Origin of the sequence: Streptomyces acidiscabies (genome assembly GCF_020010905.1) — a bacterium.
GTDB lineage: Bacteria > Actinomycetota > Actinomycetes > Streptomycetales > Streptomycetaceae > Streptomyces > Streptomyces acidiscabies.
In genome coordinates this window covers 1,672,254-1,688,115 of sequence record NZ_JAGJBY010000002.1, presented here as the reverse complement: position 1 = coordinate 1,688,115, position 15,862 = coordinate 1,672,254, and the positions used below count along the sequence as shown (strand labels likewise).

15 protein-coding genes and 1 pseudogene are annotated in these 15,862 nt (G+C 69.2%); 4 read left to right on the top strand and 12 right to left on the bottom strand.

Translation table 11 applies throughout. The annotated features are described in order from the left end of the window. Positions 1-49: 49 nt before the first annotated feature. The gene (gene ftsY, locus J8M50_RS34530; RefSeq protein ID WP_010353864.1) at positions 50-1,228 is read right to left on the bottom strand and encodes a signal recognition particle-docking protein FtsY; all 1,179 of its coding nucleotides are present in this window, start codon (positions 1,226-1,228) and stop codon (positions 50-52) included. 123 nt (positions 1,229-1,351) lie between these two features. On the opposite strand from ftsY, the gene J8M50_RS34525 reads away from it, so the two are divergent. Both J8M50_RS34525 and J8M50_RS34520 read left to right on the top strand, forming a co-directional pair. Continuing rightward, positions 1,352-2,323: an LLM class flavin-dependent oxidoreductase gene (locus tag J8M50_RS34525; protein ID WP_010353865.1), complete on the top strand. Its 972-nt coding sequence runs from the start codon at positions 1,352-1,354 to the stop codon at positions 2,321-2,323. A 55-nt stretch (positions 2,324-2,378) separates the two neighbouring features. Further along, a complete protein-coding gene (locus J8M50_RS34520; protein WP_010353866.1) occupies positions 2,379-2,594 on the top strand; it encodes a hypothetical protein in 216 nt (71 codons plus the stop codon). A 124-nt stretch (positions 2,595-2,718) separates the two neighbouring features. Here J8M50_RS34520 and J8M50_RS34515 read toward each other — a convergent pair whose 3' ends face one another. The 4 genes from J8M50_RS34515 to J8M50_RS34500 form a co-directional block, all read right to left on the bottom strand. After that, complete coding sequence (locus J8M50_RS34515; protein ID WP_010353867.1) at positions 2,719-4,134, bottom strand: sugar porter family MFS transporter; 1,416 nt, start codon at positions 4,132-4,134, stop codon at positions 2,719-2,721. A gap of 192 nt (positions 4,135-4,326) precedes the next feature. Next, the gene (locus J8M50_RS34510; protein WP_029183880.1) at positions 4,327-8,226 is read right to left on the bottom strand and encodes an SMC hinge domain-related protein; all 3,900 of its coding nucleotides are present in this window, start codon (positions 8,224-8,226) and stop codon (positions 4,327-4,329) included. Positions 8,227-8,426: 200 nt separating this feature from the next. After that, entirely contained in the window at positions 8,427-8,630 is a 204-nt protein-coding gene (locus tag J8M50_RS34505; RefSeq protein ID WP_010353869.1) for a hypothetical protein, read from the bottom strand. Positions 8,631-8,997: 367 nt separating this feature from the next. After that, positions 8,998-9,279: an acylphosphatase gene (locus J8M50_RS34500; protein WP_010353870.1), complete on the bottom strand. Its 282-nt coding sequence runs from the start codon at positions 9,277-9,279 to the stop codon at positions 8,998-9,000. Between the two features lie 136 nt (positions 9,280-9,415). Between J8M50_RS34500 and J8M50_RS34495 the strand changes: the two genes are divergently transcribed. Next, a complete protein-coding gene (locus J8M50_RS34495) occupies positions 9,416-10,429 on the top strand; it encodes a CAP domain-containing protein (RefSeq protein WP_029183881.1) in 1,014 nt (337 codons plus the stop codon). Between the two features lie 67 nt (positions 10,430-10,496). Then, entirely contained in the window at positions 10,497-10,895 is a 399-nt protein-coding gene (locus tag J8M50_RS34490; protein WP_010353872.1) for a winged helix-turn-helix transcriptional regulator, read from the top strand. Here the strand turns inward: J8M50_RS34490 and mutM are convergent. The 7 genes and pseudogenes from mutM to rsmD all read right to left on the bottom strand — a co-directional run. Next, entirely contained in the window at positions 10,868-11,728 is an 861-nt protein-coding gene (gene mutM, locus J8M50_RS34485) for a bifunctional DNA-formamidopyrimidine glycosylase/DNA-(apurinic or apyrimidinic site) lyase (RefSeq protein WP_010353873.1), read from the bottom strand. The two genes, J8M50_RS34490 and mutM, sit on opposite strands and share 28 nt — an antisense overlap. 68 nt (positions 11,729-11,796) lie before the next feature. Beyond that, entirely contained in the window at positions 11,797-12,588 is a 792-nt protein-coding gene (gene rnc / locus J8M50_RS34480) for a ribonuclease III (protein WP_010353874.1), read from the bottom strand. A 17-nt stretch (positions 12,589-12,605) separates the two neighbouring features. Further along, complete coding sequence (rpmF, locus tag J8M50_RS34475; protein WP_007493396.1) at positions 12,606-12,779, bottom strand: 50S ribosomal protein L32; 174 nt, start codon at positions 12,777-12,779, stop codon at positions 12,606-12,608. Positions 12,780-12,781: 2 nt separating this feature from the next. After that, complete coding sequence (locus tag J8M50_RS34470) at positions 12,782-13,426, bottom strand: YceD family protein (RefSeq protein WP_010353875.1); 645 nt, start codon at positions 13,424-13,426, stop codon at positions 12,782-12,784. 144 nt (positions 13,427-13,570) lie between these two features. Next, the gene (locus J8M50_RS34465; protein ID WP_010353877.1) at positions 13,571-14,659 is read right to left on the bottom strand and encodes a DivIVA domain-containing protein; all 1,089 of its coding nucleotides are present in this window, start codon (positions 14,657-14,659) and stop codon (positions 13,571-13,573) included. Positions 14,660-14,725: 66 nt separating this feature from the next. After that, entirely contained in the window at positions 14,726-15,205 is a 480-nt protein-coding gene (coaD, locus tag J8M50_RS34460; protein ID WP_010353878.1) for a pantetheine-phosphate adenylyltransferase, read from the bottom strand. A gap of 26 nt (positions 15,206-15,231) precedes the next feature. Then, positions 15,232-15,843 (bottom strand): annotated as a pseudogene (gene rsmD, locus J8M50_RS34455) (16S rRNA (guanine(966)-N(2))-methyltransferase RsmD); the annotation flags it as partial. Positions 15,844-15,862: the final 19 nt, after the last annotated feature.

Below are 15,862 nucleotides of genomic sequence, written 5' to 3'. Positions count from 1 at the left end.
CGATCCCGCAGCCGCCAACCCACAGAACCAGGCACCCCAGTAGGCACCCCTAGTCCCCGATAAGTGCGTCAACGAACGCCTCCGGCTCAAACGGCGCCAAATCGTCCGCCCCCTCCCCCAGCCCGATCAACTTCACCGGCACCCCCAGCTCCCGCTGAACCGCCACGACAATCCCACCCTTGGCAGTCCCGTCCAGCTTGGTGAGCACGATCCCGGTGATGTCAACGACCTCCGCGAACACCCGAGCCTGAACAAGCCCGTTCTGCCCAGTGGTCGCGTCCAGCACAAGCAGCACCTCATCCAACGGCGCCTGCTTCTCGACAACCCGCTTGACCTTCCCCAGCTCATCCATGAGCCCGGTCTTGGTATGCAACCGCCCGGCAGTATCGATGAGCACCACATCGACGCCCATCTCCTTGCCCTCCTTCACCGCGTCGAAGGCGATGGAGGCAGGATCCCCACCCTCAGGCCCCCGCACGGTGTACGCCCCGACCCGCTCCCCCCACGTCTGCAACTGATCGGCGGCGGCGGCACGAAACGTATCGGCAGCACCGAGGACGACGGTCCGCCCATCCGCGACAAGCACCCTCGCCAGCTTCCCGGTCGTGGTCGTCTTCCCGGTCCCATTGACCCCGACGACCATGACGACACCCGGCTTACGCCCCTCGGGCTCGGTCTTCACGACACGGTCCACATCCGTACCGACCAGCTTGAGCAGCTCCTCCCGGAGCAACCCCCGCAACTCGTCCGGCGTCCGCGTACCGAGCACCTTCACGCGCGCGCGAAGCCCGTCGACGAGTTCCTGCGTCGGCTTCACCCCGACATCGGCGGTGAGGAGGATCTCCTCGATCTCCTCCCACGTGTCGTCGTCGAGGTGCTCGCGCGACAGCAGCGTGAGCAGCCCCTTGCCGAGCGCGTTCTGGGAGCGGGAGAGCCGCGTACGGAGGCGGACGAGCCGCCCGGCCGTGGGCTCGGGGACCTCGATCGCGGGAGCCTCGGGCTCCGCCACGACCGGCAGGTCGACCTCTTCTATGGTTCGCCGCTCTTCGTCGCGCGGCGTCTCGGCCTCGTCACCGACGTGCGGTTCGGCCGGTGGCGCGGTCAGGTCGGGCGTGGTGGACGGCGGCGGCGCGGGCAGCGACTTCTTGCGCCGCGTCCCGACCACGAGTCCACCGATCGCCCCGAGAAGGACCACGGCGATGATGACTACAAGGATGACGGTTTCCATAACTAGTCCAGTATGCGTGACCTCTCGATCGGGGGGTCGTCGGCCGCACAGGGCCCGGCGAACCCCTGGAGATCTGACGTGCCGTCAGCTACGGTCCCTCCCCCACCGACGAAGGGGCCCGCCATGCCCGTCTCCGTGCTGCGCTTCAACCTCGCCGCCCCGGACGCCACCCCCGCCGAGCTCGCGGCCCGCTATCAGGCGGCGCTCCGCATGGCCGCGTACGCCGACGACCACGGCGTCACGACCGTCCAGACGGAGGAGCACCACGGCGCCGAGAACAACTGGCTGCCGTCGCCGTTCACGTTCGCGGGCGCGGTGCTGGGTGCGACGAAGCGCCTCGCGGTGACCGTCTCCGCGGCGATCGGCCCGCTGCACGACCCCCTGCGGCTGGCGGAGGACATCGCCGTACTGGACCTCCTGAGCGCGGGCCGCCTGATGACGGTGACCGGCATCGGCTACCGCCGCGAGGAGTACGACCGGGCGGGCGTCCCCTGGGAGCGGCGGGGCCGTCTCCAGGACGAGCTCCTGGAAACCCTCCTCCAGGCGTGGACCGGCGAGCCCTTCACGTACCGGGGCCGCAGGGTACGAGTGACCCCGCGCCCGGCGACATCCCCGCACCCCCTCCTTCTGGTGGGCGGCTCCTCCCAGGCGTCCGCCCGCCGAGCGGCCCGCCTGGGCCTCCCGTTCTTCCCCAGCGCCCACCTCCCAGCCCTGGAGACGTACTACAAGGCCCGCCTGAACGAATACGGCACGGAAGGCTGGGTCCTGATGCCCCCCGCGGAAACCCCCCTCCTCCACATCTCGGAAACCCCCGACAAAACCTGGCAGACCCACGGCCACCACTTCCTCCACGAGGCCCGCACGTACGCCGCCTGGCAGTCGACGGACATCCACTCGGTGGTCCGCTCAGCAGCTACCACGATCGACGAACTCCGAGAGGAGGGCGTATACAGAATCCTCACCCCGACGGAATGCCTGACCCAGAACCTCGACAACCTCGTACTCCACCCCTTGGCAGGCGGCATGCCGATCGAGGAGGCCTGGCGAAGCCTGCGGTTGTTCACGGAGCAGGTGCTGCCGAAAGCCGGTGCCTGAAAGGGCTCGCCGGTGATTCAATGGGCGGCCTATGAGCCTCTGCGTAGATGTATTCGTGCGCGACGCAACCGGCAAGCTCCGCATCCCCGACGTACCGGACCTCCTGCGTGAGGTCGCGCTGTTGCGGGAGCACCTCGATCTGATCGCCACCACCACCGACCGGCCCCGGGAGCTGGAGGAACACCGGTCCGGCATCGAGCTCCGGCTGAGGATCATCGAGGCGGCCTCGCTGCGGGCGCGGGAAACCGGCGGTGGGATCGTCATCTGGTGAACCCCCGCGGTCACCTCACCCTCGTACACGAAATCCGCCGCCCCCAAAAACCCGGGAGCGGCGGACGTGTTCGGGGAGAAGGACAGCGGGGACTTGGTCCTTCTCCCCGGGATCGGGGAGGGCCTCAGCCCATTTCCTCCAGGGACTTGCCCTTTGTCTCCTTGACGAACCTGAGGACGAAGGGGATGGAGAGGGCCGCGAAGACCGTGTAGATGATGTACGTCGCGGAGAGGTTCCAGTCGGCCAGGGACGGGAAGCTCGCCGTGATCGCCCAGTTGGCGATCCACTGCGCGGAGGCGGCGACGCCGAGGGCCGCTGCTCGGATGCGGTTCGGGAACATCTCGCCCAGGAAGACCCAGACGACGACGCCCCAGGACAGCGCGAAGAAGAGGACGAAGATGTGGGCGGCGACGAGCGCCGTCCAGCCCTGCGCCGTGGGGAGCTTGCCGTCGACGAGGTCGTACGAGAACGCCCACGCCTCCAGCGCGAGGCCGATCACCATGCCGACGGAGCCGATGAGCGCGAGCGGCCTGCGGCCCACCCGGTCGACGAAGATCATCGCGATGACCGTACCGACGATGTTGATGATCGACGTCGTGAAGGAGTAGAAGAACGAGTCCGTCGGGTCGACGCCCACCGACTGCCACAGCGTGGACGAGTAGTAGAACGCGACGTTGATGCCGACGAACTGCTGGAAGACGGAGAGCCCGATGCCGATCCAGACGATCGGCTTGAAGAAGAAGCCGCCGCCGAGCAGGTCCTTGAACGTCGACTTGTGCTCGCTCTTCATCGCGTGCTCGATCTCGGCGACCCGCGCGTCGAGGTCGGCGCTCTCGCCCTCGACCTCCACGAGGATCTCCCGCGCCCGCTCCCGCTTGCCGACGGACAGCAGGAACCGCGGCGACTCGGGAATCGCGAAGGACAGCAGCCCGTACAGCACGGCCGGTACGACCATCACACCCAGCATGACCTGCCAGGCCTCGATCCCCATCAGCTTCCCGCGCTGATCCCCGCCGGCGGCGTTCAGCAGCCCCCAGTTGACGAGCTGCGAGATCGCGATCCCGATGACGATCGCGGCCTGCTGGAAGGACCCGAGCCGCCCCCGGTACGCGGGCGGCGCGACCTCGGCGATGTACGCGGGACCGATGACGGACGCCATCCCGATCGCGAACCCGCCGACGACCCGCCACAGCGCGAGGTCCCAGAGCGCGAACGGCAGCGCGGAGCCGACCGCGCTGACCGTGAACATCACGGCGGAGATCTGCATGCACCGGATCCGCCCGATCCGGTCGGCGATCCGCCCCGCCGTCGCCGCCCCGATCGCACAGCCGATCAGCGCGATCGCGATGACCTGCGCGAGAGCTGCGGACCCGATGTCGTACCGGTCCCGGATCGCCTCGACGGCGCCGTTGATGACGGAACTGTCGTACCCGAACAGGAACCCGCCCATCGCCGCGGCGGCGGCGATGAAGATGACGTGCCCGAGATGGTCGGGATGAGCCTGGGCTCCTGACTTGGACGCCTGCGCTGTGCTGGTCACGATCAACTCCTCGGGCCACCGGCAACGCTGCCGGCCACGGTCAGCCCCTCCAGTGGCGCACAGCACGCCGCCGCCCACCACCTGAAGGGAAAAGCAACGCCCCAGAGCCTATGCCTTCAAGTTGTGAAGTCCAATGTGGGGGGATGTGAGATGACAGTCACTCCTGGACGGTGATGTGTTCAAGTCTTGAACTCACCGCAGTCGCTGCGAAATCACCTTCGAGACCCCGTCCCCCTGCATCGACACCCCGTACAGCGCGTCCGCGACCTCCATCGTCCGCTTCTGGTGCGTGATGACGATCAGCTGCGACGACTCCTGCAACTCCTGCATGATCCGGATCAGCCGCTGGAGGTTCGTGTCGTCGAGCGCCGCCTCCACCTCGTCCATCACGTAGAACGGGCTCGGCCGCGCCTTGAAGATCGACACCAGCATCGCTACGGCCGTCAGGGACCGTTCCCCGCCCGACAGCAGCGACAGCCGCTTGACCTTCTTGCCGGGCGGGCGGGCCTCGACGTCCACGCCCGTCGTCAGCATGTTGTCCGGATCCGTCAGGATCAGGCGGCCCTCACCGCCGGGGAACAGCCGCCCGAAGACCCCCTCGAACTCCCTCGCCGTGTCCCGGAACGCCTCGCTGAACACCTGCTCGACGCGCTCGTCCACCTCCTTCACCACCTGGAGGAGGTCCGTGCGCGTCTTCTTCAGGTCTTCGAGCTGCTCGCTGAGGAACTTGTGGCGTTCCTCCAGCGCCGCGAACTCCTCCAGCGCGAGGGGGTTCACCTTGCCGAGTTGCTGGTACGCCCGTTCGGCCGACCTCAGGCGCTTCTCCTGCTCCACGCGGACGAAGGGGACCGGCTGGGGGTCCTCCTGCGGCTCCTCCCCCTCCGCCGGGGGCGACGGCGGTACGAGCTGGTGCGGGCCGTACTCCGTGACCAGGCCCTCCGGCTCGACCCCCAGCTCCTCCAGCGCCTTCGTCTCGACCTGCTCGATCCGCATCCGCTTCTCGGCGCCGAGCACCTCTCCCCTGTGCACCGAGTCGGTCAGCTTGTCCAGCTCGGACTTCAGGTCCCGGCCTACGGTTCGCTCCGCCGCCAGCTCCTGTTCCCTCGTGGCCTTCTCCGCCTCGGCCTCGGCGCGTTCGGCTTCCGCCTGGCGCAGGGAGGCTTCCACGTGGGTCAGCAGGTGCCGGGCGCCGTCCGCCACGGCCGTTGCCACGGAGGCTTCGTACTTCAGCCTGCGTTGCCGTTGTTCCGCCCTCGACCTCGCATCGCGCTCCGCTCTCGCCGCGCGGTCCAGTGAATCGGCCCTGCCTGCAAGGGCCTTGACGCGTTCCTCGTGCGTACGGGCCTGGAGGCGGGCCTCCATCTCCGTCTGGCGGGCGTTGGCGCCGTCCGCTGCGAGGCGGTCGCGTACGGCGTGGTCGGGTTCCTCTTCTACGGGCAACTCCTCGGCTACCGCGAGGCGTTCGGCGAGGATCTCGACTTCTTCCCGTGCCTTGTCCAGGGCGTCCTGTGCGCGGGCTGCTGCTGCGGTGGCTCTCTCGGCCTCGCCGGTTGCGCCTCTCGACTGGCCTGCTAGGCGGCCGAGTTGTTGGGCCACTGCGGACTTTTCCCTGTCTGCGGTGCGGCGTTGGTCGGCCAGCTCCTCCACTCGGGCTGCGGATTCCTTGCGGTGCTCTTTCGCGGTGTCCTGTTGTGCCGCCAACTCTTCGCAGCGGACGGCGAGTTCTTCCAGTTCCGCCGCTGCTTCGTCCACTGACGCCTGGACTTCGAGGAGGCTGGGGGCGCCTGCGGAGCCGCCGTGGGCGAAGTGGGGGGAGAGGAGGTCGCCTTCTGTGGTGACTGCGGTGAGGTGGGGGTGTTGGCGGATCAAGTGCTCGGCGTCTTCGAGGGTGTTGACTACGGCGATGTTGTGGAGGAGGTGGTGGATCGCCGGGAGGAGGTCGGAGGGGGCGCGGACGAGGTCGGTGGCGAGAGGAGGTGTGGCGGGTGCGGGTTCGTTGTGGCTTGTCGCGCAGTTCCCCGCGCCCCTGGGGGTAGGTGCTGTTTCGTCGTTGAGTGCGGGTTCGTCGTGGTTGATCGCGCAGTTCCCCGCGCCCCTGAAAGACGTGGTTGCGCCGCGCTCATCATGCGCGGGTTCGTCGTGGGTGGTCGCGCCCGCGCGGCGGTAGCCGCACATCAGGCACAGCCCCGCGCCCCTGAAAGATGTGGTTGCGCCGCGCTCATCAGGTGCGGGGTCGTCGTGGGTGGTCGCGCCCGCACGGCGGTAGCCGCACATCGGACACAGCCCCGCGCCCCTGAAAGACGTGGCCTCGCCACTCTCATCGGCTGCGGATGTGCTCTCCTCCGCCCGCGACCGAACCCGAAGCCCCTCCGGTCCCCCCGCCACCAACAGCGTCGCCCTCCCCCCATCCTGCTTCCGCAGCAGCCTGATCGCCTCCGCCGCCGAGCCCACCCCCGTTACCGCCACCGCGTCCGCCGCCGCCCCGAACGCCGTCGCCAGCGCCACCTCGTAACCCGGCTCGATCGTCAGCAACTCTGCCGCCGGGCCCAGTACCCCCGTGAGCCTGTCCTTCGCCGCCAGTACTATCCCCGTGCCGTCCTTGCGGCGCAGGCCAAGGGACAACGCCTCGTGCCTCGCCCTCGTCGCCGCTCGTTGGCGTTCCGCCGCCACCGCCGCTTCTCGGGCCGCGCTCAGCGTTGCCTCCGCCTCCGACAGTGCGCGTTTCGCCGCTTCGTGGGCCTGCGTCAAGGTTTCGTCGTCCGCGTCCAGGCCCTCCACCTCGGCCCGCAGGGTCTCGTACTCCTCCTGTGCGGCGACCGCCCGTGCCTGTGCGTCGTCGCGGGCCAGCGCCAACCGGTCGATCTCGGACTGGGCCGAGGCCGCCCGGGAGCGGGCCGCGTTGACCTGGCCCCCTAGACGCGCCAGGCCCTCGCGGCGGTCGGCGATGGCTCGGGCGGCGTCCTTGAGGCGGCGTTCCTCGGCGGCCAACTCGCGTTCGAGGTCGGCGCGGTGGGCGACCGTGTCCTCCAGGGCTCGTTCGGCGGCTTCGAGGGCCGCCTCCAGTTCCGCTTCTTGTTCGCGGACGCGGGCCGCCTCGCGTTCGAGGTCCTCGGGGTCGCGGCCCCGGCGCTCCTCGGGGGGTGCGGAGGCCGCGCTCTTCACGCGGGCGTCGGCGAGGGAGATGGTGCCCCGGACGCGTTCGGCGAGTTGGGACAGCTCGTACCAGGTCTGTTGCGTGCGCTGGAGGCGAGGGGTGAGGCGGCGGACCTCGTCTTCGAGGTGGGCCTCGCGCTGGAGCGCCTTCTTGAGGTCCTGCTCGGCCGTCTCCTTGCGCTGCTTGAGCGCGGCTTCGTCGGCGATCTCGGTCTGGAGGGCGGCGCGGAGGCGGACCAGGTCGTCGGCGAGCAGCCTGAGGCGGGCGTCCCGGAGGTCGGCTTGGATGACAGCCGCACGCCGGGCCACTGCGGCCTGCCGGCCCAGCGGCTTGAGCTGTCGGCGGAGTTCGTCGGTGAGGTCCTGGACGCGGGAGAGGTTGACCTGCATCGCGTCGAGCTTGCGGAGCGCCTTCTCCTTGCGCTTGCGGTGCTTGAGGACACCGGCCGCCTCTTCGATGAACGCGCGGCGGCCCATGGGATCGGCGTGCAGGACGGAGTCCAACTGGCCCTGGCCGACGATAACGTGCATCTCGCGGCCGATGCCGGAGTCGCTCAACAGGTCCTGGATGTCGAGGAGCCGGCAGGTGTCGCCGTTGATCTGGTACTCGCTGGAGCCGCCCCGGAACATGATCCGGGTGATCGTGACCTCGGCGTACTCGATGGGCAGCGCTCCGTCGGAGTTGTCGATCGTGAGGGAGACCTCGGCCCGGCCGAGCGGGGGGCGGCCGGTCGTACCGGCGAAGATGACGTCCTCCATCTTGCCGCCACGCAACGACTTCGCGCTGTGCTCGCCCATGACCCAGGTGAGCGCGTCGACGACGTTGGACTTGCCCGACCCGTTGGGCCCCACGACACAGGTGATCCCCGGTTCGAACCGGAGCGTGGTCGCGGAGGCGAACGACTTGAACCCACGCAGGGTCAGGGCCTTGAGGTGCACGCCGCCGGACTCTACCAACGGCGGACGGCTCAGCGGTTTCATGGCTGAACGCGCCGGGCACACCACACGTTAAAGAGAGTGGACGGGGCCCAATACAAGACGCCGATAAAAGACGCCGGGGAAAGAAAAGAAGGGACGCCGAAGCGTCCCTTGCAAATCTTGACAACTCAAACGGTGCCGTGGAGCGGTGCAGCTAGCGATCAGGTGAACGCAGGCTCCGGCTGGTGTGCGTCGATGCTCTCCATGAGCCTGTCGTGAGAAGCGGCAGCCGTCAGCGCGTCGTTCTCGGCCTGGATCCGTCCGAGCTCGGATTCCAGATCCTGGACGCGCTGCTGGAGCCGTCGCATCTCGGCGAGGAGTCGCGGGTCGGAACCGCCGACGTAACCGAGAAGCGCCTTTGCCATGATGGATGGTCCTCCACACTGAGTGACCGACCGAAGCGGTGTGGGTCGTGAGGGATTCGCACCCGGCCTCTGGGCAGGATCTGTTGTTGCTGCCGTTCATCCATGCCGAACAGCTAGGTGCGCGGGGTTCCCTCAGCGTCTCACCAAAAAGTTTGACGGTCAACACGATCACGCCCCGTACGGAGCGGCCCGGACGGCGAGCACGGCGCCCCTCGGCGGTGCTGCGAGCCTCGCGGAGCCCGGGGGCGCGGCGGTCACACTTGGACGGGGAGCCTGCCAGAGCGCGCGCTTCTTGGCAACCACCTGCTTCTTTTCCCCGGCGGCTCTGCCCGGCAGGCCTCCCGCGCACCGTCCGGCCCCTCAGGACTCAGCGGATCGCGAACCCGTCGTAGCCGCCGCGCGGTGTGTCCCAAATCTCGGTGACACCGTCCACACGGCCGGGCGTGTCGTCTCCCGTCAGCCAGTCCAGCAGTCCTTCACAGCCGCCCCGGGTCCCCTCGGCGACCACTTGTACGCGCCCGTCGGCCAAATTGAGAGCAAAACCACTCAGCCCTCCGATCTCCAGCGCCTTGGCCCGGGTGAACCAGCGGAATCCCACGCCCTGTACGTGTCCACGGACCCAGGCGACCAGTCGTGCGTCCTCGCTCATAAGGGCCACCCAACCAGACCGATGTCGCTCAGGACACTTCCTCCTCGGACGTCATGGGGTACCGTCCCCACCCAAAAGAAACTCACCCGATCGAGTGATTCAGGGCGGAACGCCGCAGGACGAGGAAGGCCAGCAGATGGGACGCCACCGACGCGCAGCCGCCGGACGCGCCGAGACGGGCCACACGCACGAGCAGGACCACACCCCCGGCATGGGGATGCCCCCCTCCGTGGACCCCGAGGCGTACGCGGACGCCAACGCGCTCAGCTCCGACTACCTGTACGCGACGGACAGCGCCACCGGGACAGCCACCGCCGGCCCGCACCGGCGCCGCAAGAAGCACCCCGTCCGCACCGGCCTCCTCGGTGTCTCCGCCGCCGTCGCGCTCGGCGCGGTCGCCGTGACGTCGGGGATCGTCCCGGGTCTGGAGAGCTACAAGCTCGGCGGCGACAGCGCCTCGGACGCCTCCGGCGACCGCGTCCGCGCCTCCGACTCCCCCACCAACGCGGCCTCCGAACAGGGCGGCGCTGCGGGTACGGCGGACAGCGGAGCCGGTACGGCGCCGAGGGCATCCGCACCGTCGGCGTCCCCCTCTCTCGCGCCGAAGACGTCTCCCGCGCCCGAGAAGGAGAAGAAGGCGCCCGCGAAGAAGGCCGCCGAGGCGAAACCTTCCTCCAGCCCCTCCAAGGCCGCCGAGACGCCGGTGCAGGAGAAGCAGACAGAGGCGCCCGCCGCGAAGGCACCGGCGAAGGCCGCGACCGCCGTATCGGCGGAACTCCAGGCCGCCGCCCAGGTCCTCGTGCTCGTCAACGAGGAGCGCGCGAAGGTCGGTTGCAGTGCCCTGTCCGCGAACAGCGCCCTCGCGGATCTCGCCCAGAAGTTCAGCGAGGACATGGCCGCGCGGGGCTTCTTCGACCACACCGACCCCGACGGCAAGTCCCCCTGGGACCGCGCTGCCGCCGCCGGGATCACCGACCTCGCCGGGGAGAACATAGCCCGGGGCCAGGGCGACGCCGCGGCCGTGATGGACGCGTGGATGAACAGCCCCGGCCACAAGGCGAACATCCTGAACTGCGACTTCAAGACGCTGGGGGTCGGGGTGCACTTCGGTTCGGGTGGGCCGTGGTGGACGCAGGACTTCGGCTACTGACCGGTTAGCGCTTACTTCTGGTTAGTGCAACCTGTCGGTAAGCGCTAGTTTCGCCTACGCTTACCCCATGACCAGCACCCAGGAGACCCCGCTAGAGGACCTGCCGTACAGCGTGTTCGCGAAAGCCTGCGTCTCGCGGGGAGCGCTGGAACACGTGAGCGGCAGGTGGGGCGGTCTGACGCTCGGGGCCCTGTACGAAGGCTCCCTGCGCTTCAACGAACTGCGCCGCCGGGTCGACGGCGTCAGCGAGAAGATGCTCTCCCAGACGCTGCACGCCCTGGAGCGCGACGGCTTCGTCCACCGCGAGGCCCAGCCGACCAACCCCCCGCGCGTGGACTACGAGTTGACCCCGCTCGGCCGCGAGGTCGCCGAACGCCTGCTGGCGCTGATCCAGTTCGTGGAGGGCCACATGGACGACGTCCTCGTGGCCCGCAACCGCTACGACGAAACCCGCGGCGGGCGCTGACACTTCGGGCAGAAGTAGCTGGACCGGTTCATCCACGGCCGTCGGCGCATCGCCGTGCCGCAGCGGTTGCAGGGTTCGCCCTCGCGGCCGTACGCGTCCAGGGAGCGGTCGAAGTAGCCCGATTCGCCGTTGACGTTGACGTACAGGCTGTCGAAGCTGGTGCCGCCCACGGCGAGGGCCGCGTTCATCACGTCCCGGACGTGGCCGAGGAGTTCGGCCGTGCGGGGGCGTGTGAAGCCCGTGACCGGGCGGTCGTAGTGCAGGCGGCTGCGCCACAGCGCCTCGTCCGCGTAGATGTTGCCGACCCCGCTGATCAGCGACTGGTCCAGCAGCGCGCGTTTGACCGTCGTGCGCTTGCGGCGCAGCGCCTCGTGGAACGCCTCGTCGTCGAAGAGGGGGTCCAGGGGGTCGCGGGCGATGTGTCCGATGACGTCCGGAAGGCCGTCGTCCGTCGTGTCGTGCAGGGAGAGCCCGCCGAAGGTGCGCTGGTCGACGAAGCGGAGCTGCGTCTGTACGTCGTCGGCGAACCGGACACGGATGCGCAGGTGCTTCTCGTCGGCGGCGTCGGGCGGCTGGACCAGGAGCTGGCCGCTCATCCCGAGGTGGGCGAGGATCGCCTGGCCGCCGTCGTCGAGGGGGAGCCAGAGGTACTTGCCTCGTCTCGACGGCGTACCGATCCGGTGGCCCTTCAGGCGGTGGGCGAAGTCGTCGGCGCCGGCGAGGTGGCGGCGTACGGCTCTGGGGTGCAGGACCTCCGCGTCGGCGACCGTACGGCCGGCCACCCACCGCTCCAGACCCCGTCGGACGACCTCGACCTCGGGCAACTCGGGCATGACGCTCCCCCGGATGTGAACCGAGCGCCCGCCCCCGCGAAGGGGCCGGGCGCTCGGTGACTGACTACTTATGCGGAGGCGGACTCGGCGTCGGTGGCAGCGGCTTCTTCGGCAGCCGCCGCCTCCTGCTTGATCCGTTCGTCCGCGGCGGCGCGGATCGCGCGCCACGCGGACTCGGCGGCTTGCTGCTCCGCCTCCTTCTTGCTGCGGCCGGTGCCGGTGCCGTACGAGACGCCTCCGACGCGGGCGGCAGCAGTGAAGGTCTTCTCGTGATCGGGGCCGGTCTCCGTGACCAGGTACTCGGGGACACCGAGCCCTTCGGTCGCGGTGAGCTCCTGGAGACTGGTCTTCCAGTCCAGGCCGGCACCGAGGTTCGAGGACTTCTCGATCAGCGGGTCGAACAGGCGGTGCACCAGTTCGGAGGCCGCGTCGAGGCCCTGGTCGAGATAGACCGCGCCGATCACCGCTTCAAGGGTGTCGGCGAGGATGGACGCCTTGTCCCGGCCGCCCGTGCCCTCTTCACCCCGGCCGAGCCGGATGAAGGAGCCGAGTTCGAGGCCGCGGCCGACTTCCGCCAGTGCGCGCGAGTTGACCACCGCGGCCCGGAGCTTGGCCAGTTGGCCTTCCGGGAGGTCGGGGTGGGTCGTGTACAGCGTGTCGGTGACGACGAGACCGAGCACGGAGTCCCCGAGGAACTCCAGCCGCTCGTTCGTCGGCAGACCGCCGTTCTCGTACGCGTAGGAACGGTGCGTCAGCGCACGCACCAGAAGGGCGGACTCCAGCCGGTAGCCGAGCCGCCCTTCCAGAAGCGTGTGGGACGAGGCCGTGTTGTCCGCAGAGTTTTTCTTCGGCGTGGACACAGTGCCTCTCACCAGCCTCAGACTTCGAGGACCTGGCGCTTGTTGTAGGTGCCGCAAGACGGGCACGCGATGTGCTGCAGCTTGGGCTCGTGGCAGCGCTCGCACGCAACCAGGGTGGGGACCGCAGCCTTCCACTGCGACCGGCGGTGGCGCGTGTTGCTGCGCGACATCTTCCGCTTCGGAACAGCCACGGCTACTTCTCCTGCTTCTCGTCGACGCCTGCTTCAGCGCCGGTGATCTTGTCCTTCTCATCGGATTCGAGCGAACCCGAGAGTCCCTGCAATGCCGCCCACCGGATGTCGACGGCGTCGTGACGGTGATCCGGGTCGTCCGAGAGCCTGGCTCCACACTCGGAGCACAGTCCCTGGCAGTCGTCCTGGCACACCGGCTGCATCGGCAGTGCGAGCACCACCGCGTCACGCAGCACGGATTCGAGGTCGAACAGTCCGTCCTCGATGAAGAGCGTGTCCTCGTCTTCCTCGGCGTCGTCGACCGGTTCCGCCTTCGGGCGGCCACGGTCGTCGGCGTCAGGGTACGAGAACATCTCCTGGAAGTCCGCGTCGACCTCAAGGCCGACCGGCTCCAGACACCTTACGCACTCCCCCTCGGCCTGTGCACGGGCGGTGCCTGTGACGAGCACTCCGTCCATGACCGACTCCAGCCGGAGTTCCAGTTCGACCGGGGCGCCTTCCGGCACTCCGACGACACCCTGGATCCCGAGATCCTTGGGGGCGTCGATCTCACGGGTCAGGCGCTGGAGCGCGCCAGGCCGCCGACCCAGCTCGTGCGTGTCGAACACGAGGGGGTTGCGGTGGTCGAGGCGGGCGTTCGCGGCCATTCCTGTTTTCGATCTCTTCCGAGCTGGAGGGCGCCGCCCAGCGGTGCTTCGGGGCAGCGTTGATCGCGGACGTACACGCGACCGAAGAGCCAGGATACTGGACCATTCGCGCACAGCCCAATCCGGGTCCGGTGACGGGCTCGGCTACAGGCCGCGCCCCTGCTCGTAGGCCCTGAGCTGCTCCGGCGTGATCATGCCGGTGTCGAAGAGGCTCGTCTCGTCGAGCGCGTACGACTGCTGCGGCTGCTGCTGTTGCTGGGGCTGCTGCGGCTGCTGCTCGTACGCCTGCTGCTGGTCGTACCCCTGGTAGGCCGTCGCCGCGTACGGGTCGGCCTGCTGGTAGGCGTACGGGTCCGGCTGCGCGTACGGCTGCTCGTAGCCGCCGTAGCCGCCGTAGCCGTCCTGGTAGCCGTACGCGGGCTGCTGCTCGTAGCCGTGGACGGCGGGCTGCTCGGCCGGGGGCGCGGGCTGGGCCGGGATCGGGGTCGAGCCCGTGCGGGAGGACTCCTCGCGGTCGGAGAGGGCCGCGAGGTCGGCGAGGAAGTCGGCGTCGGAGGAGTGCTGGAAGGTCGTGGCGTCGTCGGCGAGGGAGCCGAGGTCGTCGGAGGCGATCCGGCCGTGCAGCTTGTCGCGGCCCCGGCCGACCGCCTCCAGCGTCTTGGCGAGCACCGCCTCGAAGGCGCCCAGCTTGACGTCGACGTACGCGTCGGCGTCCTTGCGCAGGGTCTCCGGGTCGTGGCTGCGCTCGGGGGCGTCCTCGTCCGCGTAGCCGTTCTCGTCGAGGCCCGGGCCCGTGCCGAGGAGCTTCTCGCGGCCCCGGCCGACCGAGCCCAGCGTCTTGGTGAGGACGACCTCGAAGTTGGCGAGCTTGGAGTCGACGTACTCGTCCGCCTCGGCGCGGACCTCCTCCGCCTCCCGGCGGGCCTCGGCGAGGATGCGGTCGGCCTCGGCCTGGGAGCGGCGGGCCACCTCGGTGCCGGAGATCAGCGAGCCGCGCTCGGCGTGCGCGGTGGTGATGATCCGCTCGGCCTCCTGGCGGGCCTGGTCGACCATCTGGTCACGGCCGCCGATCAGCTCCTCGGCCTGCGCGAGGGAGTCCGGCAGCGCGGCCCGCACCTCCTCCAGCAGGGCGAGCAGGTCGGCGCGGTTCACCACGCACGAGGCCGACATGGGCATCGACCTCGCGCCGGAGACCGCGGCGACGATCTCGTCGAGCTTCTTCTGTACGTCCACCTAGGCTCGCCACTCTCTACCGCTGTGTTGGAGACGGACAGGGCGACTGTAGTCCCCGGTGTCCCATCAGTCCTTGCGCAGGCGCTTGTTGAGCGCTTCGAGGACGATCGGCGGCACCAGGTGCGCGATGTCGCCGCCCCACGTCGCGACCTCCTTGACGAGCGAGGACGACAGGAAGCTGTACGCCGGGTTGGTCGGCACGAACAGCGTCTCCACCCCGGACAGGCCGATGTTCATCTGCGCCATCTGGAGCTCGTAGTCGAAGTCGCTGACCGCTCTGAGGCCCTTGACGATCGCCGGGATCTCCCGCTGCTTGCAGAAGTCGACCAGCAGGCCGTGGAAGGACTCCACGCGTACGTTGCCGTACTCGGCCGTGACCTGGCGGATCAGGTCGATCCGCTCGTCGACCTCGAAGAGGCCCTGCTTCGATTTGTTGATCATCACCGCGACGTACACCTCGTCGTAGAGGCGGGAGGCGCGGGAGATGATGTCGAGGTGTCCGTTGGTGATCGGGTCGAACGACCCGGGACAGACGGCGCGGCGCACTTGCGATCCCTCGCTCTCCGGTCCGGTCATCGTGCGTCTTCGCACGTGGGGGCGTTGTCGCCCGTGGCGGCGCGACCGTACCAAAACGTTCCCTCGCCGTAGCGACGGGCCTTGAGCGGTGCGAAGCCCTCCGGCCAGGGGAATTCTCCGCCTCTGGTGCTGCGCTCCACGGTGACGATCGCGTCCGGCGTGAGCCAGCCCTCGGTGCGGAGTGTGAGGAGGATCTCGCCAAGATCGTGATCTGTGACGGCGTACGGGGGGTCCAGGAAGGCGATGTCGTACGGGGTGGTGGGGGGTGCCTGGATGATCTGCTCGGCCTTGCCCTGGCGTACTTCGGCGCCGGGGAGGGCGAGGGATTTCACGTTCTCGCGGATGGTTCTCACGGCTTTGGGGTCCGCTTCCACGAGGAGGGTGTGGGCGGCGCCCCGGGAGAGGGCTTCGAGGCCGACCGCGCCTGAGCCCGCGTAGAGGTCGAGGACTCGTTCGCCGGTGAGGGAGCTGCCGAGGAGGGACTCCCAGGTGGACATGAGGGCTTCGCGTGCACGGTCCGATGTCGGGCGGGTGCCGGTTCCTGGGGGGACGGCGAGTCGACGTCCGCCGGCTTCTCCGGCGATCACGCGGGTCATCTTCAGGTCCTTGGTACGGGGTCGAGTACGG